Source organism: Streptomyces sp. NRRL B-3229 (assembly GCF_000719505.1).
GTDB classification, from domain to species: Bacteria; Actinomycetota; Actinomycetes; order Streptomycetales; family Streptomycetaceae; genus Streptomyces; species Streptomyces griseorubiginosus.
Map to the genome: position 1 here is coordinate 193,603 of NZ_JOGP01000003.1, position 23,114 is coordinate 216,716.

24 protein-coding genes are annotated in these 23,114 nt (G+C 71.3%); 18 read left to right on the forward strand and 6 right to left on the reverse strand.

The genetic code is table 11. From position 1 onward, the window contains the following. Window positions 1–37 precede the first annotated feature (37 nt). A complete protein-coding gene (locus IF54_RS43860) occupies window positions 38–169 on the reverse strand; it encodes an LPFR motif small protein (RefSeq protein WP_252100555.1) in 132 nt (43 codons plus the stop codon). Between the two features lie 209 nt (window positions 170–378). After that, window positions 379–1,248: an SCO6745 family protein gene (locus IF54_RS0105795; protein WP_030315186.1), complete on the reverse strand. Its 870-nt coding sequence runs from the start codon at window positions 1,246–1,248 to the stop codon at window positions 379–381. 113 nt (window positions 1,249–1,361) lie between these two features. Here IF54_RS0105795 and IF54_RS0105800 point away from each other — a divergent pair, with 113 nt between their 5' ends. Both IF54_RS0105800 and IF54_RS0105805 read left to right on the forward strand, forming a co-directional pair. Further along, window positions 1,362–2,315: a GlxA family transcriptional regulator gene (locus IF54_RS0105800; protein ID WP_030315188.1), complete on the forward strand. Its 954-nt coding sequence runs from the start codon at window positions 1,362–1,364 to the stop codon at window positions 2,313–2,315. 11 nt (window positions 2,316–2,326) lie between these two features. After that, window positions 2,327–2,962 carry a DJ-1/PfpI family protein gene (locus IF54_RS0105805; RefSeq protein ID WP_030315189.1) on the forward strand — a complete coding sequence of 212 codons (636 nt, stop codon included), beginning with the start codon at window positions 2,327–2,329 and terminating at the stop codon, window positions 2,960–2,962. Here IF54_RS0105805 and IF54_RS0105810 read toward each other — a convergent pair. Beyond that, the gene (locus IF54_RS0105810) at window positions 2,949–3,707 is read right to left on the reverse strand and encodes an enoyl-CoA hydratase/isomerase family protein (RefSeq protein WP_030315191.1); all 759 of its coding nucleotides are present in this window, start codon (window positions 3,705–3,707) and stop codon (window positions 2,949–2,951) included. The genes IF54_RS0105805 and IF54_RS0105810 overlap by 14 nt on opposite strands. Before the next feature lie 69 nt (window positions 3,708–3,776). Between IF54_RS0105810 and IF54_RS0105815 the strand changes: the two genes are divergently transcribed. Beyond that, complete coding sequence (locus tag IF54_RS0105815; RefSeq protein WP_030315193.1) at window positions 3,777–4,382, forward strand: HdeD family acid-resistance protein; 606 nt, start codon at window positions 3,777–3,779, stop codon at window positions 4,380–4,382. Between the two features lie 126 nt (window positions 4,383–4,508). Next, on the forward strand, window positions 4,509–5,135 hold the full coding sequence (locus IF54_RS39430) for an ATP-binding protein (protein ID WP_030315194.1): 627 nt from the start codon (window positions 4,509–4,511) through the stop codon (window positions 5,133–5,135). Window positions 5,136–5,171: 36 nt separating this feature from the next. On the opposite strand, the gene idi is transcribed toward IF54_RS39430, so the two are convergent. The 3 genes from idi to galE form a co-directional block, all read right to left on the reverse strand. After that, window positions 5,172–5,765, reverse strand: a complete 594-nt coding sequence (gene idi, locus IF54_RS0105825) for an isopentenyl-diphosphate Delta-isomerase (protein WP_030315197.1) — start codon at window positions 5,763–5,765, stop codon at window positions 5,172–5,174. Window positions 5,766–5,986: 221 nt separating this feature from the next. Next, window positions 5,987–6,928, reverse strand: coding sequence for a cation diffusion facilitator family transporter (locus IF54_RS0105830; RefSeq protein WP_030315199.1), 942 nt, complete (start codon window positions 6,926–6,928; stop codon window positions 5,987–5,989). A 185-nt stretch (window positions 6,929–7,113) separates the two neighbouring features. After that, window positions 7,114–8,082 carry a UDP-glucose 4-epimerase GalE gene (gene galE, locus IF54_RS0105835; protein WP_030315201.1) on the reverse strand — a complete coding sequence of 323 codons (969 nt, stop codon included), beginning with the start codon at window positions 8,080–8,082 and terminating at the stop codon, window positions 7,114–7,116. A 310-nt stretch (window positions 8,083–8,392) separates the two neighbouring features. Between galE and IF54_RS0105840 the strand changes: the two genes are divergently transcribed. The 14 genes from IF54_RS0105840 to IF54_RS0105900 all read left to right on the forward strand — a co-directional run bounded on the left by IF54_RS0105840 (window position 8,393) and on the right by IF54_RS0105900 (window position 23,109). Then, a complete protein-coding gene (locus tag IF54_RS0105840) occupies window positions 8,393–10,180 on the forward strand; it encodes a DUF5941 domain-containing protein (protein WP_030315203.1) in 1,788 nt (595 codons plus the stop codon). Next, window positions 10,177–10,929 (forward strand): sugar phosphate nucleotidyltransferase, encoded by a 753-nt coding sequence (locus tag IF54_RS0105845; RefSeq protein WP_030315204.1) that lies wholly within the window; start codon window positions 10,177–10,179, stop codon window positions 10,927–10,929. The genes IF54_RS0105840 and IF54_RS0105845 overlap by 4 nt, the downstream gene beginning before the upstream one ends. Next, window positions 10,917–11,978, forward strand: coding sequence for an iron-containing alcohol dehydrogenase family protein (locus IF54_RS0105850; RefSeq protein WP_030315205.1), 1,062 nt, complete (start codon window positions 10,917–10,919; stop codon window positions 11,976–11,978). The genes IF54_RS0105845 and IF54_RS0105850 overlap by 13 nt, the downstream gene beginning before the upstream one ends. Then, on the forward strand, window positions 11,956–12,735 hold the full coding sequence (locus IF54_RS0105855) for a CDP-alcohol phosphatidyltransferase family protein (protein ID WP_078851893.1): 780 nt from the start codon (window positions 11,956–11,958) through the stop codon (window positions 12,733–12,735). Before IF54_RS0105850 ends, IF54_RS0105855 begins: the two co-directional genes overlap by 23 nt. Window positions 12,736–12,743: 8 nt before the next feature. Continuing rightward, window positions 12,744–13,616, forward strand: coding sequence for a glycosyltransferase (locus tag IF54_RS0105860; protein WP_030315209.1), 873 nt, complete (start codon window positions 12,744–12,746; stop codon window positions 13,614–13,616). Between the two features lie 97 nt (window positions 13,617–13,713). Next, on the forward strand, window positions 13,714–14,643 hold the full coding sequence (locus tag IF54_RS0105865; protein ID WP_030315211.1) for an ABC transporter permease: 930 nt from the start codon (window positions 13,714–13,716) through the stop codon (window positions 14,641–14,643). 25 nt (window positions 14,644–14,668) lie between these two features. Continuing rightward, window positions 14,669–15,442, forward strand: coding sequence for an ABC transporter ATP-binding protein (locus IF54_RS0105870; RefSeq protein WP_030315212.1), 774 nt, complete (start codon window positions 14,669–14,671; stop codon window positions 15,440–15,442). 387 nt (window positions 15,443–15,829) lie between these two features. Beyond that, entirely contained in the window at window positions 15,830–16,732 is a 903-nt protein-coding gene (gene hpnC, locus IF54_RS0105875; RefSeq protein ID WP_030315213.1) for a squalene synthase HpnC, read from the forward strand. Continuing rightward, window positions 16,729–17,679, forward strand: a complete 951-nt coding sequence (gene hpnD / locus IF54_RS0105880) for a presqualene diphosphate synthase HpnD (RefSeq protein WP_020135420.1) — start codon at window positions 16,729–16,731, stop codon at window positions 17,677–17,679. The genes hpnC and hpnD overlap by 4 nt, the downstream gene beginning before the upstream one ends. Continuing rightward, window positions 17,679–17,828, forward strand: coding sequence for a DUF6380 family protein (locus IF54_RS44135; RefSeq protein WP_420790354.1), 150 nt, complete (start codon window positions 17,679–17,681; stop codon window positions 17,826–17,828). The genes hpnD and IF54_RS44135 overlap by 1 nt, the downstream gene beginning before the upstream one ends. Then, a complete protein-coding gene (gene hpnE / locus IF54_RS0105885) occupies window positions 17,825–19,219 on the forward strand; it encodes a hydroxysqualene dehydroxylase HpnE (protein WP_030315214.1) in 1,395 nt (464 codons plus the stop codon). Before IF54_RS44135 ends, hpnE begins: the two co-directional genes overlap by 4 nt. A gap of 71 nt (window positions 19,220–19,290) precedes the next feature. Beyond that, window positions 19,291–20,355: a polyprenyl synthetase family protein gene (locus IF54_RS0105890; RefSeq protein ID WP_030315215.1), complete on the forward strand. Its 1,065-nt coding sequence runs from the start codon at window positions 19,291–19,293 to the stop codon at window positions 20,353–20,355. A 121-nt stretch (window positions 20,356–20,476) separates the two neighbouring features. Next, the gene (shc, locus tag IF54_RS0105895; RefSeq protein WP_030315216.1) at window positions 20,477–22,468 is read left to right on the forward strand and encodes a squalene--hopene cyclase; all 1,992 of its coding nucleotides are present in this window, start codon (window positions 20,477–20,479) and stop codon (window positions 22,466–22,468) included. Then, window positions 22,468–23,109 (forward strand): hypothetical protein, encoded by a 642-nt coding sequence (locus IF54_RS0105900; RefSeq protein ID WP_030315218.1) that lies wholly within the window; start codon window positions 22,468–22,470, stop codon window positions 23,107–23,109. Before shc ends, IF54_RS0105900 begins: the two co-directional genes overlap by 1 nt. Window positions 23,110–23,114 lie beyond the last annotated feature (5 nt).

The following is a 23,114-nucleotide window of genomic DNA, read 5'->3' on the forward strand; positions in this document are numbered from 1 at the left end:
GTCGGGGATCAGGGCGCGGTCGTCCCGGCCGCGGTCGTCAGGCCCTGCGACTCCTCGTCGAGCCGGACGCGCCGCCGAAGAGCCGGGCCAGCGCCCGGAAGGGCAGCGTCACGACGGTGGCGATGGCGCCACCGATCTGGCGCAGTACGTCTGCGATCGCGCGGAACATGTACTTCCCCTTTCCTCTCCCGGCCACCACGACCGGGAGAAGAACGGGTACCTCCGGGACGCCCCGGCAATCATCGTCGCCCGAAAAGTCCGGAAGTCCGGAAGTCCGGAAGTCCGGAAGTCCGGAAGTCCGGCAGCCTCGAAGTCCGGAAGTCCGGCAGCCTCGAAGTCCGGAAGTCCGGAAGTCCGGCAGCCTCGAAGTCCGGGCGTTCAGCGCTTGCCGATCAGGTCCGCCGGATACGCGCCCGCGGCCACCGCGGTCCGGGCGAACCCGCCCGCGAGCTCCGTCAGCCGCCGCACGCCATCGGCCCCGAGATGCTCGTACGGGGCCAGGTCCAGCCGGTCCGTCTCCGACTCGATCTCCTCGCGCAGCGCGGCACCCCGTTCCGTCAGCTCGCCGTCGGCGTCGAGGAGCCCGCGCTCCTGGAGCCGCCCGACGGCCGCGTCCCACTCCTCCCGGCTCCACCCACGCGTGGTGAACACCCAGGAGGGCGTCATGCCCCGGCCCGTCGCGGTGTGGGTGACCAGGGCCTCCAGGCCGTCGAGTTCCGCGGACATCAGGGCGGCGAGATGCCCGTCGCCCCGGTGCTCGCGCAGCAGCGTCGCCGCGTGCCAGAACGCCAGATGAGGTTCCTCGGGCACCGGCAGGTCGGCGTGCGCGGAGTACAGCGGGCGGGCGGCTCGCGAGCAGCCCTCGGCGGCGCGCAGCGCGAGCCGCGCGGCCTCGGCCATCTCGTCGCAGGCCAGGACCTCCTCGCCCAGCAGGCGGCGCAGTGTCGTGTCGACGGCACGCGCGCGTGCGGCCAGGACCTGCTCCGGCGCGGCGGTCCGCCACACCGCGGGCACGTGCTCGGCGACCAGGTCGTGCTTGTAGTTGTAGAACGCCGCCGTCACCGCCCCCGCGCCGACCGGTCCCAGCGCGGCGGCCCGCACCGCGAAGTTCACGGCCCTCGGATGGGTGACGCCCACCGAGGCCAGCTCCTTTCCCAGATCGGGGGAGAAGTAGTGCGTGGCGTGCAGCGAGTTGAGCGCGTTGTGGCAGCGGCGACCGGCACGGGGTTCCAGGGCGGCAGTAGTCATGCCCCGCAGGTTACCGACCGCTTGGTATCCACTTGTCGGGGGAGCGGGGCATGGCAGGAAAGGTGGGGAACTCGTCATTGCAGCCATCGCCGGCCACCCCAAGAATCGGAGGCATGGCCCAGCGAACCGTTCTCTTCGTCCTCTTCGACGGGGTGCAGAGCCTCGATGTCACCGGCCCCCTGGAGGTCTTCGCCGGCGCCGAGCAGCACACCCCGGGCACCTACCGCATCCGCACGGCCTCGCTGGACGGCGCTGCCGTGCGCAGCTCCAGCGGCCTGACCGTCGTACCGGACGAAGCGCTCGCGGGAGCGGACATCCCGCAGACCCTCGTCGTGCCCGGCGGCCAGGGCACCCGGCGGCCCGACGCCCGCCTCGCCGACTGGCTGCGGGAGCACGGGCCGCGGGCCGAGCGCCTCGTCTCGGTGTGCACCGGCGCCATCCGGCTGGCCGAGGCGGGCCTGCTGGACGGCCGCCGCGTCACCACCCACTGGGCGTACTGCGACAAGCTCGCCCGCGACCACCCGGCCGTCGAGGTGGACCCCGATCCCATCTACGTGCGCGACGGGCACGTCTCCACATCCGCCGGCGTCACCTCGGGCATCGACCTCGCCCTCGCCCTGGTCGAGGAGGACCTCGGCCGAGACGCAGCCCTCACCATCGCCCGCCACCTGGTCGTCTTCCTGCGCAGACCTGGCAACCAGGCCCAGTTCAGCGCCCAGCTCGCCGCACAGACCGCGCAGCGCGAACCGTTGCGCGAGGTCCAGCAGTGGATCACCGAGCACCCGGACGGTGACCTGAGCGTCGAGAGCCTCGCCGTCCGGGCCCGCCTCTCGCCCCGCCACTTCGCCCGCGCCTTCCAGACCGAGACCGGCATGACCCCCGGCCGCTACGTCGACCGGGTCCGCCTCGAACACGCCCGCCGTCTGCTGGAGGACACCTCCGACGGCGTCGAGGAGATCTCCCGCGCCAGCGGCTACGGCACCCCCGAGGGCATGCGCCGTGCCTTCGTCAGGGCCCTCGGCACGGCCCCGTCCGAGTACCGCCGCCGCTTCCACCCGGCCCAGTGAAAGGCCTCGCCATGCAGATCGCCGTCGTCCTCTTCGACCGCTTCACCGCCCTGGACGCCGTGGGGCCGTACGAGACCCTCGGCCGCCTCCCCGACGCGGAGACGGTCTTCGTCGCCGAACGGACCGGCCCTGTGCGCACCGACACCGGGGTCCTCGCCATCACCGCGGACAGGACGTTCGCCGAGGTGCCGAGCCCCGACATCGTGATCGTGCCGGGCGGCCCCGGACAGACCCCGCAGATGGAGAACACGGCGCTGCTCGACTGGCTGCGCACCGCGGACGCCACCAGCACCTGGACGACCTCGGTGTGCACCGGTTCGCTCCTGCTGGCCGCCGCCGGGCTGCTCGAAGGCCGCCGGGCGACCTCCCACTGGCTGGCCCTGGAGTACCTGGAGCGGTTCGGCGTCGAGCCCACCGGGGAGCGGGTCGTGTTCGACGGCAAGTACGTCACCGCCGCGGGCATCTCCTCCGGGATCGACATGGGGCTGACCCTGCTCGGCCGGATCGCGGGTGACGAACATGCCCAGGCCGTACAGCTGTTGACCGAGTACGATCCGCAGCCGCCCTACGACGCGGGCTCACCGCTGAAGGCTCCCGCGCACCTCGTCGAGGAGTTCCGCGCCAAGAGCCGCTTCATCCTGACGTAGTCCAGGTGAAGCGCGGCGCCCTGCGCTCCAGGAACGCGGCGACGCCCTCCGCGGTGTCGCCGCTGCCCCGCGCCTGTTCGGCCCAGTGCGCGTCCCGGTCCGTGCGCCCGTTCGCGAACTCCTTCGCCGCCGCCTGCGTCAGCTGCGACCGGGAGGCCAGGATCCGAGTGAACTCCCCGACGCGCTTGTGGAGTTCGCCCTCCGGCAGCACCTCGTCCACGAGACCGGTGCGCAGCGCCCGCTCCGCGTCGATCAACTCGCCCGAGTACAGCAGGTACTTGGCGGTCGCCGGACCGACCAGCGAGACCAGCCGCCGTGTCGAGGAGGCCGTGTACACGATCCCGAGCTTCGCCGGCGTCACCCCGAACAGCGCGCCCTCCTCCGCGAAGCGCAGATCGCACGCCGCCGCCAGCTGTGCCCCGCCGCCCACGCAGTGCCCCTGGATCGCCGCCAGCGTCGGCTTGGGAAAGGCCGCCAGCGCCTCCTCGGCCCGCACCGCGAGCCCCTGCGCCTCCTCGGGCCCCTCGCGCAGCGTGGAGATGTCGGCTCCCGCGCAGAACGTCCCGCCCTCCCCGGTCAGCACGAGCGCCCGCACCCCCGGGTCGGCGGCCAGGGTGTCGAGCAGCGGCGGCAGCGCCCGCCACATCGCGGCCGTCATCGCGTTGCGCTTGGCCGGATGGTGGACCACGACGGTGGCTACCGCGTCGGTGACGGTGTGCAGCAGCTGCGGCTCCGGGTACTCCATACCTCGGATGCTAGCCGTACCCCCCGACCGTACGATCAAGCCGGGGGCCGCAGCGCGAGGAGGCCCCGGATGGCAGTGAAAAGGGTGGACAGGACCGAACCGGCCCGGTTGAGCCGCGAGTTCGGATGGCTGGCGGCACTGGGCGTGATCCTGGTGCTCGCGGGGCTGGTCGGGCTCGTCTACACCGGGGTGGCCACGCTCACCTCCATGCTCCTGTTCGGCTGGCTCCTGCTGATCGGCGGCGTGGTCGGGCTGCTGCACGCGGTCCAGGCCCGCGACTCCGGCTTCTTCTGGCTCGGCGTGGTCGTCGCCGCCCTGAACATCGCGGCCGGCGTCGTCGTCATCGCCCGTCCGGACGCGGCGGCCGCGGCCCTGACCATGTTCGCCGCGCTGCTCTTCCTGACCGGAGGGGTGTTCCGGCTGGCCGGCAGCCTGGTGGTGCGCGGACCGCAGTTCGGCTGGACGCTCGTGCAGGGCGCCTTCGGCCTGCTGCTCGGCATCCTGGTGCTGGCCTCCTGGCCGAGCAGCAGCAAGTACGTGATCGGCTGCTTCTTCTCGCTCGCCCTGCTCTTCGACGGCCTCGGTCTCGTCGCCACCGGCTTCGGCGGCCGCAAGATCATCGGAATGGTCGCCGAGCGACAGGAAGCGCCAACTGAGCCGACAGAATCCGAGTAGTTCCGTGCGGAAACGGTCGCAGGTACTCGATATGCGCTGACTTCTGTTCAGCGCAGCGGGCCGGAGTGAGGCCCTGCCAACACTCGACGTGTGGTGACAATCGAGCGCAAGGGTGGCGACCGAAGAATGGACGACCATGGGCGTGGGTCCGGCCCTCGTCCAGCGGACAGCGGAGACGCCGGCAGAGAAGCGGACCACGGAGCAGACCCCCTCGCACCGGATCCCCACGGACCGGACGGCGCGGGACCGGCCCCTCTCGGATCAGCCCCACTCGGACCGGAACCTCTCGGACCGGACCTCTTCGCAGCGGCTCCGCCGGATCCGCTGCCTTACGAGGGCGTGTGGCGGTTCACCGCCCCCGCCGTCGACGCCTCCGTCCCGCAGGCGCGGCACGCCGTGCGGGACCTGCTGTACCGACAGGGCGTACCCGTCTCGCAGGACCTCGTCCAGGGCCTCCTGCTGATCGTGTCCGAGCTCGTCACGAACGCCGTCCGGCACGCGGCGCTGCTCTCGCCGATGCTCGCCGTGGAGGTGGCCGTGGGCGCCGAGTGGGTGCGGGTGTCCGTCGAGGACAACCACCCCTACCGGCCGACCGCCCTGGAGGCCGCGCACAGCGAGACCGGGGGCCGGGGTCTGCTGCTGGTGCGCGAGATCACCCGGGAGGCGGGCGGCGCCTGCGACGTCGAGCACACGGCCGGCGGCGGCAAGGTGATCTGGGCCGCCCTGCCGCTCACGACCGCGCCGGTGTCCTGAGGGCTGCTCCTGCGTACGGCCCCGGGGCGACGGCCGTCACCAGCCGGCCGACGGGCCCGTCAGCTCCCGGACCGCGGGCCGGGCCGCGTCGAGGACCGTCATGAACCACGAGGAGAAGGTGTCCTTCGCGTGCCGGTCCGCCAGCTCGGCCGGAGTCACGAAGGCGGTCGCGCCGACCTCCTCGGCGTCCGGGTCGAGCGGCGACTGCACCAGGCCGACGAAGAGATGGTTGTACTCCTGCTCGACCAGGCCCGAGTCGGGGTCCGGGTGGTTGTAGCGGACCGTGCCCGCCTCGGCGAGCAGCGAGGGGGAGACCCCCAGCTCCTCGTACGTCCGCCGGGCCGCCGCCGCGAAGGGCGCCTCGCCGGGGTAGGGGTGGCCGCAGCAGGTGTTGGACCACACGCCGGGGGAGTGGTACTTGCCGAGCGCCCGCTGCTGGAGCAGCAGCCGGCCGCGCTCGTCGAAGAGGAACACCGAGAAGGCGCGGTGCAGCTGTCCCGGCGGTTGGTGGGCGGCGAGCTTCTCCGCGGTGCCGATCGTCACACCGTGCTCGTCGACCAGTTCCAGCAGGATCGCGTTCGCGGCGCCGTTCGACGGAGTGTGCGTCGTGGTCGCAGGTGTGGTCGGCATACCCATCCTTCACATCGGTCTTCGCGCCCCAAGTGTGCCGCACCGGTCCGGCACTCCCGGCAGTTGATCGTGCCCGGCGCGGCGGGCGGGGAACCGCCCGGGGCGGGGCTGTGGGGTGGAGGACGCAAAGGTGCACCGGATCGCTGCGTTCCGTCAGAACAGGCGTTTCATGCACCGTACACGTGTGTTGGTGCTGCACGTGTACGGGTGACACGCGTGCGTCAGTGGCACAGATGCGCCTCGTGCTCCGCGTGCCCGACCGGCTCCAGTTGGAAGGTGCAGTGCTCCACGTCGAAATGGTCGCCGAGACAGCCCTGGAGCTCGTGCAGCATCTTCTCGTGACCGATCGCGCTGAGCACGTCGGAACGCACCACCACGTGTGCGGACAGCACCGGCATTCCCGAGGTGATCGTCCAGGCGTGCAGGTCGTGGACGTCCTCCACGCCGTCCAGGGCCAGGATGTGCGTGCGCACCTCGATCATGTCGACGCCCTTGGGCGCCGACTCCAGCAGGACGTCGAGGGTCTCGCGCAGCAGCTTCAAGGTGCGCGGCACGATCATCAGGCCGATGACGAGCGAGGCGATCGGGTCGGCGGCCTGCCAGCCCGTGGTCAGGATCACCACGGCCGAGACGATCACCGCGAGCGAGCCCAGCGCGTCCGCCGCGACCTCCAGGAACGCCCCGCGCACGTTGAGGCTCTCCTTCTGGCCGCGCATCAGCAGGGTCAGCGAGATCATGTTCGCGACCAGACCGATCGCACCGAAGACGATGGTCAGCCCGCCCTCGGTGGCGGCCGGCGTGACGAACCGCTGGATCGCCTCGTACAGGACGTAGCCGCCGACGACGAGCAGCAGCAGGCAGTTCGCGAGGGCGGCGAGGATCTCCGCGCGGGCGTACCCGAAGGTGCGGTTCCCGGTCGGCGGGCGGTTCGCGAAGTGGATCGCGAGGAGGGCCATGCCGAGGCCCAGCCCGTCCGTCGCCATGTGCGCCGCGTCCGCGACCAGGGCGAGGGAGTCCGCGACGATGCCGCCGACGATCTCGACCACCATGACGGTGAGCGTGATCGACAGCGCCACCCGCAGCCTGCCGACGTACGCCGCGGTCGCCGTACCGCCGGCCGGGGCATGCGAGTGCGCGTGGCCGTGATCGTGCCCTGCGCCCATGGAAGCCGCCTCCTGTGTCGATCCCGGACGATCCGTCCGGGATCACAGTGAACTACGGGTGGGGGGTATCGGGCAACGCGGCACTGAACACCGTTGTCATGTGCTCTGACCTGGGCAAACGATCCGCAGGTCAGGGGACCCTCACTGGTTGCGCGGCCTCTCTGGTGGTGCAGCCTCCTGCCGCCTCACCGGTGATGCAGCTGCCAGCCGCGCCAGGCGGAGTCGATCATCTCGCGCACCCCGCGGCGGGCGCTCCAGCCCAGCGCCTCGGCGGCCCGGGCGGCGGAGGCCACCGACACGGGGGCGTCCCCGGGGCGCCTCGGCTCCACGAGGGCGGGCCGGCGGTCCCCGGTCACCTCACCGATCGCCGTGACCATCTCGCGCACGGAAACGCCCTCGCCGCGACCGATGTTGACCGTCAGATCACCGCTCAGGTCACCCTCGGACAACCGCCGGGCCGCCGCGAGATGGGCCTCGGCGAGGTCGGACACATGGATGTAGTCACGGATGCAGGTGCCGTCCGGGGTCGGGTAGTCGTCGCCGAAGATGCGCGGGGCCTCACCGCGGGTGAGCCGGTCGAAGACCATCGGGACGATGTTGAACACCCCGGTGTCCGCGAGCTCCGGCGCGGCCGCCCCGGCGACGTTGAAGTAGCGCAGACAGACCGTGGAGATTCCGTGCGCCTGTCCCGCCGCCCGCACCAGCCACTCCCCGGCGAGTTTCGTCTCGCCGTACGGGTTCACGGGGGCACAGGGCGTCTCCTCCGTGATCAGTCCCACAGCCGGGTTGCCGTAGACGGCTGCCGACGAGGAGAAGAGGAAGCGCTCGATCCCGGCCTCCGCGACCGCCTCCAGCAGCGTCGCGAGGCCCCCGACGTTCTCCTGGTAGTAGCGGGTCGGCTGCGCCACCGACTCGGCGACCTGCTTGCGCGCCGCGAGATGCACCACACCCGTCACCGCGTGCTCGGCCAGCACCCGCTTCAGCAGGCCGCCGTCCAGCGACGAACCCCGGACCAGCGGCACCTCGGCGGGCAGCCGCGCGGGCACCCCCGCCGAGAGGTCGTCCAGGACGAGCACCCGCTCACCGGCCCCCGTCATGGCCCGCGCCACATGCGCCCCTATGTACCCGGCACCGCCGGTGATCAGCCACGTCATGGTCGCCCACCCTATGCCGAGGCCCTCGGGACCCGCCGAGCCCTCGGTGGCCGTGGCCTCCGTCACCTGCGATGTCCCGGATGTCCGCTCTGCGGGGCGCGGTTTGTGGGCGGGGGCCCGGATCACCGATGATGATCGCGGCAAAGGCCGGGGGAGGCGCTGTTGATCGACCCGTTAACGGGCGGTGAACGCAGCCTTCTTGGCATCCGATAGCCTCTGCCGACATGCCGCCCGCCTGGTCCACCCAAGGGGCGCCCCCATCGTGCACATGACCGGCGCCCGCGCGTCGGCACCCAGGGAGTGAGTTCGGTTGTCGACCGCCATCCTCACCGGTCAGCCGGTCCCCGGTTCGTCGATCGAGGCTGATCTGCGGTCCCTCGGCTTCGACGTGCTGATCGCCGCGGACGCCGCCGACGCCGAGCGACTGGTCGCCGAGGCGCCCGGCGACCGGCGCGTTGCCCTCGTCGACGCCCGGTTCGTCGGCCACGTGCACGCGCTGCGCCTGGGCCTCACCGACCCGCGCTTCTCCCTCGCCGCCGTGCCGGGTGCCGTCACCGCGCAGCCCGACGGCCGCGTGACGCTGACCCGGGCGCTGGCCCGCGAGAACTCCACCGGCGGCGGCACCGCGGTCGCCGTGGACAGCCTCCCCGACCGCATCGTCACCGCGCTGGCCGAGGACGGCGCCGACGTGCACCGCCCCGAGCTCGGCAGCCTGGTCGCCGCCGTCCCCGCCGACCCCCAGGCCCGCAACGAGGCACGGCAGGCCGTCGCGGAGGTCGACGACGAGGCCGTACGCCTGAAGTCGGCCGTGAAGTCCCGCGACGGCTTCTTCACCACGTACTTCATCAGCCCCTACTCCCGCTACATCGCGCGCTGGTGCGCCCGCCGGGGCCTGACCCCGAACCAGGTCACCACGGCGTCCCTGATCACCGCCCTGATCGCGGCGGCCTGCGCGGCCACGGGTACGCGCGGCGGGTTCGTCGCGGCCGGCGTGCTGCTGATCGCCTCGTTCGTCCTGGACTGCACCGACGGCCAGCTCGCCCGCTACTCCCTCCAGTACTCCACGCTCGGCGCCTGGCTCGACGCCACCTTCGACCGCGCCAAGGAGTACGCCTACTACGCCGGCCTCGCCCTGGGTGCCGCCCGGGGCGGCGACGACGTCTGGGCCCTGGCGCTGGGCGCGATGATCCTCCAGACCTGCCGGCACGTCGTCGACTTCTCCTTCAATGAGGCGAACCACGACGCCACCGCCAACACCAGCCCCACGGCCGCCCTTTCGGGCCGGCTCGACAGCGTCGGCTGGACGGTGTGGGTCCGGCGCATGATCGTTCTGCCGATCGGCGAGCGCTGGGCGATGATCGCGGTCCTCACGGCTGTCACCACCCCCCGGATCACCTTCTACGTGCTGCTCATCGGCTGCGCGTTCGCGGCGACCTACACGACCGCGGGCCGGGTGCTGCGGTCGCTGACGCGGAAGGCGCAGCGCACGGACCGGGCGGCGGGGGCGCTGGCGGATTTGGCGGACAACGGACCGCTGGCCGGACTCCTCGCCAGGGCCGGGCGCGCACCGCTCGGCGGGCCCCTCGTGGCGGCGGTGGCCGGCACGGTGATCCTGGCCGTGGCCCTCTTCTCGGGCGTCACCTGGGCACCCGTCGCCGGCGCCTTCGTCTACGCCGTCGCCGCCGGTCAGGCTCTCCAGCGCCCCCTCAAGGGCGCCCTCGACTGGCTCGTCCCCCCCCTCTTCCGCGCCGCCGAGTACGGCACCGTCCTGATCCTCGCGGCCAAGGCGGACGTGAACGGTGCCCTCCCTGCGGCTTTCGGCCTGGTGGCGGCCGTCGCCTACCATCACTACGACACGGTGTACCGCATCCGCGGCAACGCCGGAGCGCCCCCGGCCTGGCTGGTGCGTGCCGTCGGGGGTCAGGAAGGGCGGACGCTCCTCGTCACCGTGCTGGCCGCGGCCCTCACCGCCGCGCAGTTCACGGTCGCGCTCACGGTCCTGGCCGTGGCTGTCGCCCTGGTGGTGCTCCTGGAGAGCATCCGCTTCTGGGTGTCCGCAGGGGCACCCGCCGTACACGACGAAGGAGAACCCGCATGATCGGCCTCGTGCTGGCGGCCGGCGCCGGACGCCGACTGCGCCCCTACACCGACAGCCTCCCCAAGGCTCTGGTGCCGGTGGGCCCCGCGGGCATAGAGGGCGAACCCACGGTTCTCGACCTGACCCTCGCCAACTTCGCGGAGATCGGCCTGACCGAGGTCGCGGTCATCGTCGGCTACCGCAAGGAGGCCGTGTACGAGCGCAAGGCGGCGCTGGAGGCCAAGTACGGCCTCAAGCTCACCCTCATCGACAACGACAAGGCCGAGGAGTGGAACAACGCCTACTCCCTGTGGTGCGGCCGTGACGCCCTCAAGGACGGCGTGATCCTCGCCAACGGCGACACCGTGCACCCGGTCTCCGTGGAGAAGACGCTGCTCGCCGCACGTGGCGAGGGCAAGCGGATCATCCTGGCCCTGGACACGGTGAAGTCCCTGGCGGACGAGGAGATGAAGGTCGTCGTCGACCCCGAGCGGGGCATGACGAGGATCACCAAGCTGATGGACCCGGCCGAGGCCACCGGTGAGTACATCGGCGTCACCCTCATCGAAGGCGACGCCGCTCCCGAACTGGCCGACGCGCTGAAGACGGTCTGGGAGACCGACCCGCAGCAGTTCTACGAGCACGGCTACCAGGAGCTGGTGAACCGCGGCTTCCGGATCGACGTGGCGCCGATCGGCGACGTCCAGTGGGTGGAGATCGACAACCACGACGATCTCGCCCGCGGACGGGAGATCGCGTGCCGCTACTGACAAGGCTGATTCCCTCGCCCGTCGTCGTGGACATCCGCCCGGGTGCCCTCGACGACCTCGCGGGTGTGCTCGCCGACGAGCGCATCTCGCACTCCGGCAAGCTGGCCGTCGCCGTCAGCAACGGCTCCGGCGCCAGGCTGAGGGACCGGCTTGCCCCCGCCCTGCCCGGCGCCACCTGGTACGAGGTCGGCGGCGGCACTCTCGACGACGCGATCCGGCTGGCCGGCGAGATGAAGGCCGGTCACTACGACGCGGTCGTCGGACTCGGCGGCGGCAAGATCATCGACTGCGCCAAGTTCGCCGCGGCACGTGTCGGCCTGCCCCTGGTCGCCGTACCGACCAATCTCGCGCACGACGGCCTGTGCTCGCCCGTCGCGACCCTCGACAACGACGCGGGCCGCGGCTCCTACGGTGTGCCCAACCCGATAGCGGCCGTCATCGATCTCGACGTCATCCGCGAGGCCCCGGTGCGCTTCGTGCGCGCGGGCATCGGCGACGCGATCTCCAACATCAACGCGATCGCCGACTGGGAGCTCGCGAGCCGCGTCCAAGGCGAGAAGATCGACGGACTCGCGGCCGCCATGGCCCGCCAGGCCGGCGAGGCCGTGCTCCGGCACCCGGGTGGCGTCGGGGACAACGCCTTCCTCCAGGTGCTCGCCGAGGCCCTCGTCCTCACCGGTGTCGCGATGTCGATCTCGGGCGACTCACGACCCGCGTCCGGCTCGTGCCACGAGATCAACCACGCGTTCGACCTGCTCTACCCCAAGCGCGCCGCCGCCCACGGCGAGCAGTGCGGCTTGGGCGCGGCCTTCGCGATGTACCTGCGCGGAGCCCGCGAGGAATCGGCGTACATGGCCGAAGTACTGCGCCGGCACGGACTTCCGGTGCTGCCGGAGGAGATCGGCTTCACGTCCGCGGAGTTCGTGCGCGCCGTGGAGTTCGCCCCCCAGACCCGCCCCGGCCGCTACACCATCCTCGAACACCTCGACCTCAAGACCGACCAGATCAAGGACATCTACACCGACTATGTCAAGGCCATCGGTAGCTGAACTCCGTCCGGTCGTCCACCCCGCTGGGGTCAAGGACCGGCGCAGCGGTGAGCACTGGATGGGACGCCTCTACATGCGTGAGGTGTCCCTGCGGGTGGACCGCTACCTGGTGAACACCAGGGTCACGCCCAACCAGCTCACGTACCTGATGACCGTCTTCGGTGTCCTCGCGGCCCCGGCACTGCTCGTGCCGGGGATCCCGGGCGCCGTGCTCGGCGTGGTGTGCGTCCAGATGTACCTGCTGCTGGACTGCGTCGACGGCGAGATCGCGCGCTGGAAGAAGCAGTACTCGCTCAACGGCGTCTACATGGACCGCGTCGGCGCGTACCTGACCGACGCGGCCGTGCTCGTCGGCTTCGGCCTGCGCGCCGCCGACCTGTTCGGCAGCGGTCGTATCGACTGGCTGTGGGCCTTCCTCGGCACGCTCGCCGCGCTCGGCGCGATCCTCATCAAGTCCGAGACCGACCTCGTGGCCGTCGCCCGGCACCAGACCGGAAAGCCGCCCGTGCAGGAGGCCGCCTCCGAGATGCGCTCCTCGGGCATGGCGCTGGCCCGCAGGGCCGCCTCCCTGCTGAAGTTCCACCGGCTGATCCTCGGCATCGAGGCGTCCCTGCTGATCCTGGTCCTCGCTATCGCCGACCAGGTCCGCGACGACCTGTTCTTCTCCCGGCTCGGCGTCGCCGTGCTGGCCGGCATCGCGATGCTCCAGACCCTGCTGCACCTCGTGTCGATCCTCGCCTCCAGCAGGCTGAAGTGAGCACCGGCATGAAGGTCGGCGCGGTGATCATCACCATGGGCAACCGGCCCGAGGAACTGCGCGCCCTGCTCGACTCGGTCGCCAAGCAGGACGGCGACCCGGTCGAGGTGGTCGTGGTCGGCAACGGCTCGCCCGTCCCGGACGTCCCCGAGGGCGTCCGCACGATCGAGCTGCCCGAGAACCTCGGCATCCCCGGCGGCCGCAACGTCGGCATCGAGGCCTTCGGACCCAGCGGTCGAGATGTCGACATACTGATGTTCCTCGACGACGACGGCCTCCTGCCGAACCATGACACCGCGGAACTGTGCCGCGCGGCGTTCACCGAGGACCCGAAGCTCGGCATCGTCAGCTTCCGCATCGCCGACCCCGACACCGGGGTCACCCAGCGCCGGCACGTCCCCCGGCTGCGTGCCTCCGACCCGATGCGCTCCTCCCGGGTCACCACCTTCCTCGGCGGTGCCAACGCCGTGCGCACCCAGGTCCTCGCCGAGGTCGGCGGCCTGCCGGACGCGTTCTTCTACGCCCACGAGGAGACCGACCTGGCATGGCGGGCCCTCGACGCGGGCTGGATGATCGACTACCGGTCCGACATGGTGCTGTACCACCCCACGACCGCGCCCTCCCGGCACGCGGTCTACCACCGCATGGTCGCCCGCAACCGCGTCTGGCTCGCCCGCCGCAACCTGCCCGCCCCGCTGGTCCCCGTCTACCTCGGTGTCTGGCTGCTGCTGACCCTGCTGCGCCGCCCCTCGCGACCTGCCCTGAAGGCCTGGTTCGGCGGTTTCCGGGAAGGCTGGAGCACATCATGCGGTCCGCGTCGGCCCATGAAGTGGCGTACGGTGTGGCGGCTCACCCGGCTGGGCCGCCCCCCGGTCATCTGACAAGCTCGTATCCGAGAGCAGCCGGGCCGCACCGCGGCCCCACGCTCATGCCCTGCCTGTCCAGGCCGCGCATCTCGAAGACGAAAGTTACCCACCATTGAGTGAGACAACGCACGACGCCAAGGTCGCGACCAGCGCGCCCGTGTCGCCCGACCAGGGCCTCACGGCGGCGCAGCTCGCCGCGAAGTACGACCTGGCGGTGAGCGGCGCTCGACCCTCGCTCGTCGAGTACGTACGCCAGCTCTGGGACCGGCGTCACTTCATCCTCGCGTTCTCGCGGGCGAAGCTGACCGCCCAGTACAGCCAGGCCAAGCTCGGCCAGTTGTGGCAGGTGGCGACCCCGCTGCTGAACGCCGGCGTGTACTTCGTCATCTTCGGCGTGATCCTCGACGCCAGCCGGGGCATGTCGAAGGACGTGTACATCCCGTTCCTGGTCACGGGTGTCTTCGTGTTCACCTTCACGCAGAGCTCGGTCATGGCGGGAGTGCGTGCCATCTCCGGCAACCTCGGCCTGGTCCGCGCGCTGCACTTCCCGCGGGCCTCGCTGCCGATCTCCTTCGCGCTCCAGCAGCTCCAGCAGCTGCTGTTCTCGATGCTCGTGCTGTTCGCGGTGGCGGTCGGCTTCGGGCACTACCCGGACCTGTCCTGGGCGCTGATCGTGCCGGTGCTGGCCCTTCAGTTCCTGTTCAACACCGGACTGGCGCTGATCATGGCCCGCGCCGGTGCCAAGACCCCCGACCTGGCCCAGCTGATGCCGTTCGTGATGCGCACCTGGATGTACGCGTCCGGCGTGATGTTCTCCATCCCCATCATGCTGGCCGACAAGCCCCAGTGGGTCGCCACGGTGCTCCAGTGGAACCCCGCGGCTCTCTACATGGATCTGATGCGCTTCGCGCTGATCGACGACTACGGCGCCGAGAACCTGCCCGACCACGTCTGGGCGGCGGCGGGCGGCTGGGCCGCGCTGTTCGCGCTCGGCGGCTTCGTGTACTTCTGGAAGGCGGAGGAAAGGTACGGCCGTGGCTGACGACATCCGGGACGAGCAGAGGCCCATGGCCGTAGCGGAGACGCAGATCCCGACGGTGATCGCCGACGAACTGCACATCGTCTACCGCGTCAACGGCGCCAAGACGGGCAAGGGCAGTGCCACCGCGGCCCTGAGCCGCATCCTCAAGCGCGGCGAGGAGCGGGGCGTGCGCAAGGTGCACGCCGTGCGGGGCGTCTCCTTCGTCGCGTACAAGGGCGAGGCCATCGGTCTGATCGGTTCCAACGGCTCCGGCAAGTCGACCCTGCTGCGGGCCATCGCAGGTCTGCTGCCCGCCGAGAAGGGCCGCGTCTACACCCACGGCCAGCCCTCGCTGCTCGGCGTCAACGCGGCCCTGATGAACGACCTCACGGGTGAGCGGAACGTCATCCTGGGCGGTCTCGCCATGGGCATGTCCCGGGAGCAGATCAAGGAGCGCTACCAGGAGATCGTCGACTTCTCCGGGATCAACGAGAAGGGCGACTTCATCACCCTTCCGATGCGTACGTACTCCTCGGGCATGGCGGCCCGGCTGCGGTTCTCCATCGCCGCCGCCAAGGACCACGACGTCCTCATGATCGACGAGGCCCTGGCCACCGGTGACCGCAAGTTCCAGAAGCGCTCCGAGGAACGCATCCGGGAACTGCGCAAAGAGGCCGGCACGGTGTTTCTCGTCAGTCACAACAACAAGTCGATCCGTGACACCTGCGACCGCGTGCTGTGGCTGGAGCGCGGTGAGCTGCGCATGGACGGCCCGACCGAAGAGGTCATCAAGGAGTACGAGAAGTTCACGGGCAAGTAGTCCACCCCGCCCCGGACGAAAACGACCCCTCTGCTTGACCGGGCCCCGCCGGAACTGCTCCGGCGGGGCCCCGCGTCTGCAAAGGAAGCGTCAACTTGCGGCCCGCTTAGGAATCTTGGGGCCAATCGGTGTGTTGTTGTGATGCGCAGGACACCCCGACGATCCTCGGCGCGTTGTACAACGTAAGCTGTACCGGTGCCCAATCGCGGCAAGTGGGGCGATAATGCGCGACACCCGCGCACAGGGACACCGTGCGGAAGGCTGGGCGGCGTGTCCGAAATAGTGTGTATTGGGTCGGCGGTGTAGAACGGGAGATGTGACGGCAATGGCTTCGGAAACTCCCCAGCTCAGCGCAGCACGTGCCGTCCCCGCCCCAGGCAGGCAGCGATGACGGAGACCGGCACGACGCGCCCCGGAGCGACGGAGCGCGGAACGCTCGACAAGGCCGCGGCGGAGAACTTCCCCGTGGCCCCCTTCTTCCTGCCCAGGGACTGGCGCGCCGACCTCATGGCGGTCTACGGCTTCGCGCGCCTCGTCGACGACATCGGCGACGGCGATCTCGCCCCCGGCGGCGCCGACGCCCGGCTGCTGGGCGTGTCGCCCGAGGAGGCCGAGGACCGGCTGCTGCTTCTCGACGCCTTCGAGGCCGATCTGAACCGGGTCTTCGACGGCACTCCGCACCACCCCCTGCTGCGCCGCCTCCAGCCCACGGTCCGCCGCCGCGCACTGAGCCCCGAGCCCTTCCTCGGCCTGATCGCCGCCAACCGCCAGGACCAGCTCGTCACCCGCTACGAGACCTATGACGACCTGCTGGCCTACTGCGAGCTGTCCGCCAACCCCGTCGGCCGTCTCGTGCTCGCCGTCACCGGCACCTCGACCCCCGAGCGGGTCCGCCTCTCCGACGCGATCTGCACCGCCCTCCAGATCGTCGAACATCTCCAGGACGTCGCCGAGGACCTCGGCCGCGACCGGATCTATCTGCCCGCCGCGGACATGAAGCGCTTTCATGTCCAGGAGGCGGATCTGGCCCCGAAAAGCGCGGGCGCATCGGTGCGCGCTCTGGTTGCATACGAAGCACAACGCGCCCGCGAACTCCTGAATGAAGGCGCCCCCCTGGTGGGTAGCGTCCACGGCAGACTGAAGCTGCTGCTCGCAGGGTTCGTGGCGGGGGGAAGGGCGGCGCTCCGCGCGATCGCCGCCGCAGAACACGACGTACTTCCCGGCCCGCCCAAGCCCGGCAAGCTCCAGCTGCTGCGCGAGGTGGGCGTCGCTCTGCGAGGAGAGGGGTGATCCGGACCGTGGAGTCACCGTCGCACGTGTCCGCACCGGTACTCGCCGCCTACAGCTACTGCGAGGCAGTGACCGGACAGCAGGCGCGCAACTTCGCGTACGGCATCAGGCTGCTGCCGACGTCCAAGCGCCGCGCGATGTCGGCGCTCTACGCGTTCTCGCGGCGCGTCGACGACATCGGCGACGGCGCGCTGGCGCACGACGTCAAGGCCGCGAGACTCGAGGACACCCGGGCGATGCTGACCCGGGTGCGCGAGGGTTCGGTCGACGAGGACGACACCGACCCGGTGGCCGTCGCCCTCGCCCACGCCGCGGAGACCTTCCCGATCCCGCTCGGCGGCCTCGACGAACTGATCGACGGCGTGCTGATGGACGTACGCGGCGAGACCTACGAGACCTGGGACGACCTGAAGGTGTACTGCCGCTGCGTGGCGGGCGCCATCGGCCGGCTCTCGCTCGGCGTCTTCGGCACCGAACCCGGGGCGCGCGCCGCCGAACGCGCGCCGGAGTATGCCGACACGCTCGGTCTCGCGCTCCAACTCACCAACATCCTCAGGGACGTCCGTGAGGACGCCGAGGGCGGCCGCACCTATCTCCCGGCCGACGACCTCGCGAAGTTCGGCTGCTCGGCAGGCTTCAAGGGGTCGCAACCACCCGAGGGAGCCGACTTCGCGGGCCTCGTGCACTTCGAAGTGCGTCGGGCCCGCGCCCTTTTCGCCGAGGGCTACCGGCTGCTCCCCATGCTCGACCGGCGCAGCGGCGCCTGTGTCGCCGCGATGGCCGGCATCTACCGCCGACTGCTCGACCGCATCGAGCGCGACCCCGAGGCGGTGCTGCGCGGCCGGGTCTCGCTCCCCGGGCGCGAGAAGGCGTTCGTCGCGGTCCGCGGCCTGTCGGGGCTGGACGCCCGGCACGTGACGCGACAGACCGTCAGGAGGCGTGCCTGATGGGAGATGTGGACAATCCGGTCCAAGGTGATGCCGCCGGAGGAAAGTGGCACGCAACCCTCCGCTCGATCACGGCGTCCCTGACTGCGACGGTCGGCCGCGCGCCGTTCCCGCAGCACGGCGACCGCGCAGGGGAGGGGGTGCGATGACCGACGGGCAGCAACCGGCGCGGGACGCCGTCGTGATCGGCGGCGGGCTCGCCGGGATCACCGCCGCGCTCGCGCTCGCCGACGCCGGGGTCCGCGTCACCCTGCTCGAAGGACGGCCCCGCCTCGGCGGACTCGCCTTCTCCTTCCAGCGCGGTGACCTGACCGTCGACAACGGCCAGCACGTCTACCTGCGGTGCTGCACCGCCTACCGCTGGTTCCTCGACCGCATCGAGGGCACGGCGCTGGCACCCTTGCAGGATCGTCTCGACGTGCCCGTTCTCGACGCGGCCCGGCCCGCGGGCCGACGGCTCGGCAGACTGCGGCGCGACGCGCTGCCGGTGCCCCTGCATCTGGGGCGCAGCCTCGCGACCTATCCGCATCTCACGCTTGCCGAACGGGCCAGAGTGGGGCGTGCCGCGCTCGCGCTCAAGGGACTCGACCTCGCCGATCCGAGTCTGGACGCACAGGACTTCGGCAGCTGGCTGACCGCGCACGGTCAGTCGGCGCGTGCCGTCGAGGCGCTGTGGGACCTGGTCGGGGTCGCCACCCTCAACGCGGTCGCGGGCGACGCCTCGCTGGGGCTCGCCGCGATGGTGTTCAAGACCGGTCTGCTGTCCGACCCGGGCGCGGCCGACATCGGCTGGGCGCGCGTCCCGCTGGGCGACCTGCATGACCGGCTCGCCCGCAAGGCGCTCGACTCCGCGGGCGTGCGTACCGAGGTCCGAACACGCGTCACCTCCATCTCCACTGAGGACAACGGCACCTGGAGCGTCCAGGTTCCCGGGGAGACGCTCCGCGCGGACGCGGTCGTGCTCGCCGTGGCCCAGGGCGAGGCCGCTGACCTGCTGCCCGAGGGTGCGCTCGACGCCCCGGAAAATCTTCGGGAGATCGGCACCGCGCCCATCCTGAACGTCCATGTCGTCTACGACCGCAAGGTGCTCGACAAGCCGTTCTTCGCCGCCCTCGGCAGCCCCGTGCAGTGGGTCTTCGACCGCACCGACGCCTCCGGGCTGCGCGAGGGCCAGTACCTCGCCCTGTCCCAGTCGGCCGCGCAGGACGAGATCGACTCACCGGTGGCCGAGCTGCGCGAGCGGTACCTGCCCGAGCTGGAGCGACTGCTCCCGCTCACGCGCGGCGCCGGGGTCAAGGACTTCTTCGTGACCAGGGAGCGCACGGCCACGTTCGCCCCGACCCCCGGCGTCGGACGGCTCAGGCCCGGCGCCCGTACCAGAACCCCCGGCCTCTACCTGGCCGGCGCGTGGACCGCCACAGGGTGGCCCGCGACCATGGAGAGTGCGGTCCGCAGCGGTGTGAGTGCGGCGGACGCCGTACTGAGCACCCTGGGCCGGCCCCGCCCCGCCCACCTCTTCGACGTCGAGGAGGCCGCGTGATGCTCGATCAGCACGGCGCGACAGGCCCCAGCACCTCCGGCACCGCAACAAGAGGAGAGACTGTGCCCACTGTGCCCCCCGCCGAGACGGCTGCTCGGAGGACCGCGGTGGACGTGACCGCGCTCCTGGAGCGCGGCCGGACCCTGGCCACACCGGTGCTGAAGGCGGCCGTCGACCGCCTCGCGCCCCCCATGGACACCGTTTCCGCCTACCACTTCGGCTGGATCGACGCCCAGGGCAACCCCGCGGACGGCGACGGCGGCAAGGCCGTGCGCCCCGCCCTCGCGGTGCTCTCGGCCGAGGTCACCGGCGCCGCGCCGGATACCGGCGTTCCCGGCGCGGTCGCCGTCGAACTGGTCCACAACTTCTCGCTGCTGCACGACGACCTGATGGACGGCGACGAGCAGCGGCGCCACCGCGACACCGTGTGGAAGGTGCACGGCCCCGCCCAGGCCATCCTGGTCGGCGACGCCCTGTTCGCCCTCGCCAACGAGATCCTCCTCGAACTGGGCACCGTCGAGGCCGGCCGCGCCACCCGCCGCCTCACCACCGCCACCCGCGCCCTCATCGACGGCCAGGCGCAGGACATCTCCTACGAGCACCGCGACCGCGTCAGCGTCGAGGAGTGCCTGGAGATGGAGGGCAACAAGACCGGCGCCCTGCTCGCCTGTGCCTGCTCCATCGGTGCGGTCCTCGGCGGCGCGGACGACCGCACCGCCGACGCCCTGGAGAAATACGGCTACCACCTCGGCCTCGCCTTCCAGGCCGTCGACGACCTCCTCGGCATCTGGGGCGACCCGGTCTCCACCGGCAAGCAGACCTGGAGCGACCTGCGCCAGCGCAAGAAGTCCCTGCCGGTCGTGGCCGCGCTCGCGGCGGGCGGTGCCGCCTCCGAGCGGCTCGGTGAGATCCTCGCCGCCGACGCCAAGAGCAGCGACTTCGAGAACTTCTCCGAGGAGGAGTTCGCGGCCCGTGCCGCCCTCATCGAAGAGGCGGGCGGCCGCGAGTGGACGGCGGCGGAAGCCCGCCGTCAGCACACCATCGCCATCGAAGCCCTCGACGCCGTCGACATGCCCGAGCGGGTGCGGGAGCAGTTCACGGCGCTGGCCGACTTCGTCGTCGTACGAAAGAGATGATCATTATCGGCCGAATAACCCTCGCGTAGTCGCCGGCCGGTGCTGCGAGGAAAGGAAAGGCACCGGCCGACGGCGGACCCACAGCAGAGCACCACATTGCACACTGCACGAAGGGGAAGCCATGACAGCGACGACCGACGGAAGCACCGGGGCCCTGCCGCCCCGGGCTGCCGCGGCCAGCGAAACCCGTCTCCACACCCCCGTGGCGGCCGGGGTACAAGAAGCCGCCGTACGCGCCGTCCAGCGCGCCACCGACCACCTGCTCGCCCGGCAGGACGCCGAGGGCTGGTGGAAGGGCGACCTCGAGACCAACGTCACCATGGACGCCGAGGACCTGCTGCTCCGTCAGTTCCTCGGCATCCGCGACCAGGCGACCACCCGCGCCGCCGCCCAGTTCATCCGCGGCGAGCAGCGCGAGGACGGCACCTGGGCGAGCTTCTACGGCGGTCCCGGCGAACTCTCCACCACCATCGAGGCGTACGTCGCCCTCCGCATGGACGGCGACGCGCCGGACGCCCCGCACATGGCGAAGGCCTCCGCCTGGATCCGCGAGCGGGGCGGTATCGCCTCCGCCCGGGTGTTCACCCGGATCTGGCTCGCCCTGTTCGGCTGGTGGAAGTGGGAGGACCTGCCCGAACTCCCGCCGGAGCTCATCTACTTCCCCAAGTGGGTTCCCCTCAACATCTACGACTTCGGCTGCTGGGCCCGCCAGACCATCGTCCCGCTGACGATCGTCTCCGCGAAGCGCCCGGTGCGGCCCGCGCCCTTCCCGCTCGACGAACTGCACGCCGACCCGGCCGACCCGAACCCGGCCAAGCCGCTCGCACCGGTCGCGAGTTGGGACGGCGCCTTCCAGCGCCTCGACAAGGCGCTGCACCAGCTGCGCAAGGTCGCCCCGCGCAGACTCCGCAGAGCCGCCATGAACTCCGCGGCCCGCTGGATCATCGAGCGCCAGGAGAACGACGGCTGCTGGGGCGGTATCCAGCCGCCCGCCGTGTACTCGGTGATCGCCCTGCACCTGCTCGGCTACGACCTCGAACACCCGGTCATGCGGGCCGGGTTGGAGTCCCTGGACCGCTTCGCCATCTGGCGCGAGGACGGGTCCCGGATGATCGAGGCCTGCCAGTCCCCGGTGTGGGACACCTGCCTCGCCACCATCGCCCTTGTCGACGCGGGAGTGCCTGCCGACCACCCCCAGCTCGTCAGGGCGGCCGACTGGATGCTCGGCGAGGAGATCGTCCGGCCCGGCGACTGGGCCGTCAAGCGTCCCCAACTCCCGCCGGGAGGATGGGCGTTCGAGTTCCACAACGACAACTACCCTGACATCGACGACACCGCCGAAGTGGTCCTCGCGCTGCGCCGGGTCCGGCATCACGACCCCGAGCGGGTCGAGCGGGCCATCGGGCGCGGGGTCCGCTGGAACCTGGGGATGCAGTCGAAGAACGGTGCCTGGGGCGCCTTCGACGTCGACAACACCAGCCCGTTCCCCAACCGCCTGCCGTTCTGCGACTTCGGCGAGGTCATCGACCCGCCGTCCGCCGACGTCACCGCCCACGTCGTGGAGATGCTGGCGGTCGAGGGCCTCTCGCACGACCCGCGCACCCGGCGCGGCATCGACTGGCTGCTCGCCGAACAGGAGGCGGACGGCTCGTGGTTCGGGCGCTGGGGCGTCAACTACATCTACGGCACGGGGTCGGTGGTGCCCGCGCTCACGGCCGCCGGACTGCCCGCCGCGCATCCTGCGATCCGCAGGGCCGTCGCCTGGCTGGAGAAGGTGCAGAACGACGACGGCGGCTGGGGCGAGGACCTGCGTTCCTACCGGTACGTCAAGGAGTGGAGCGGTCGGGGTGCCTCCACCGCCTCCCAGACCGCCTGGGCGCTGATGGCGCTGCTCGCGGCGGGGGAGCGGGACTCGAAGGCCGTCGAGCGCGGCATCGAATGGCTCGCGAGCACCCAGCGTGAGGACGGCTCCTGGGACGAGCCCTACTTCACCGGCACCGGGTTCCCCTGGGACTTCTCCATCAACTACCACCTCTACCGGCAGGTCTTCCCGCTCACCGCGCTGGGCCGTTACGTCCATGGAGAACCGTTCTCCCGGACCGAGGCGCTCTGATGAGCGCCGGGCCCGCCACCGCCCCCCTGCTGATCGCCTGCGCCCTCGGCATCGAGCACCTCGCCCTGCGCACCGGCGACCGCGACGGGGCCGGCGGGCCGGTCACCGTGCTCCGGACCGGCATGGGGCCGAGGGCGGCCGACCGGGCCGTCACCGAGGCCCTCGCGGACCCCGCGCTCGACGGGGCCGCCGTCCTCGCCACCGGCTTCTGCGCGGGCCTCGCCCCCGGGATGCACCCCGGCGACCTGGTCGTCGCCGAGGAGACCCGGGATCCGGACGGAACCGTTCCCTGTGTGCAGACCGACCTACTCGTCAAGGAGCTCGTACGGGCCGTACCGGGACGTACCGTGCACACCGGACCCCTCACCGGCTCCGATCACGTCGTCCGTGGTCACGAGAGGTCGGAGCTGCTCGCGACCGGCGCGATCGCGGTCGACATGGAGTCCGCGGCCACGCTCCTGAGCGCCGTGCGCGCGGGCGAGCGCCCAGTTGCGGCCGTCCGGGTGGTCGTGGACGCTCCACAACATGAACTCGTCCGGATCGGCACGGTACGCGGTGGAATATCGGCCTTCCGCGTCCTTCGTTCCGTCCTTCCCGCTTACTACGAATGGCACCGTTCCTTGCTGCTCCCCAGGAGGTGAGCCAG

Bases quoted from the DNA above. Each gene is read 5' to 3' on its own strand.
- IF54_RS43860 (WP_252100555.1), bottom strand. From the start codon at position 169: ATGTTCCGCGCGATCGCAGACGTACTGCGCCAGATCGGTGGCGCCATC.
- IF54_RS0105795 (WP_030315186.1), bottom strand. From the start codon at position 1,248: ATGACTACTGCCGCCCTGGAACCCCGTGCCGGTCGCCGCTGCCACAAC.
- IF54_RS0105800 (WP_030315188.1), top strand. From the start codon at position 1,362: ATGGCCCAGCGAACCGTTCTCTTCGTCCTCTTCGACGGGGTGCAGAGC.
- IF54_RS0105805 (WP_030315189.1), top strand. From the start codon at position 2,327: ATGCAGATCGCCGTCGTCCTCTTCGACCGCTTCACCGCCCTGGACGCC.
- IF54_RS0105810 (WP_030315191.1), bottom strand. From the start codon at position 3,707: ATGGAGTACCCGGAGCCGCAGCTGCTGCACACCGTCACCGACGCGGTA.
- IF54_RS0105815 (WP_030315193.1), top strand. From the start codon at position 3,777: ATGGCAGTGAAAAGGGTGGACAGGACCGAACCGGCCCGGTTGAGCCGC.
- IF54_RS39430 (WP_030315194.1), top strand. From the start codon at position 4,509: ATGGACGACCATGGGCGTGGGTCCGGCCCTCGTCCAGCGGACAGCGGA.
- idi (WP_030315197.1), bottom strand. From the start codon at position 5,765: ATGCCGACCACACCTGCGACCACGACGCACACTCCGTCGAACGGCGCC.
- IF54_RS0105830 (WP_030315199.1), bottom strand. From the start codon at position 6,928: ATGGGCGCAGGGCACGATCACGGCCACGCGCACTCGCATGCCCCGGCC.
- galE (WP_030315201.1), bottom strand. From the start codon at position 8,082: ATGACGTGGCTGATCACCGGCGGTGCCGGGTACATAGGGGCGCATGTG.
- IF54_RS0105845 (WP_030315204.1), top strand. From the start codon at position 10,177: ATGATCGGCCTCGTGCTGGCGGCCGGCGCCGGACGCCGACTGCGCCCC.
- IF54_RS0105855 (WP_078851893.1), top strand. From the start codon at position 11,956: ATGTCAAGGCCATCGGTAGCTGAACTCCGTCCGGTCGTCCACCCCGCT.
- IF54_RS0105860 (WP_030315209.1), top strand. From the start codon at position 12,744: ATGAAGGTCGGCGCGGTGATCATCACCATGGGCAACCGGCCCGAGGAA.
- IF54_RS0105870 (WP_030315212.1), top strand. From the start codon at position 14,669: ATGGCCGTAGCGGAGACGCAGATCCCGACGGTGATCGCCGACGAACTG.
- hpnC (WP_030315213.1), top strand. From the start codon at position 15,830: ATGACGGAGACCGGCACGACGCGCCCCGGAGCGACGGAGCGCGGAACG.
- IF54_RS44135 (WP_420790354.1), top strand. From the start codon at position 17,679: ATGGGAGATGTGGACAATCCGGTCCAAGGTGATGCCGCCGGAGGAAAG.
- hpnE (WP_030315214.1), top strand. From the start codon at position 17,825: ATGACCGACGGGCAGCAACCGGCGCGGGACGCCGTCGTGATCGGCGGC.
- shc (WP_030315216.1), top strand. From the start codon at position 20,477: ATGACAGCGACGACCGACGGAAGCACCGGGGCCCTGCCGCCCCGGGCT.
- IF54_RS0105900 (WP_030315218.1), top strand. From the start codon at position 22,468: ATGAGCGCCGGGCCCGCCACCGCCCCCCTGCTGATCGCCTGCGCCCTC.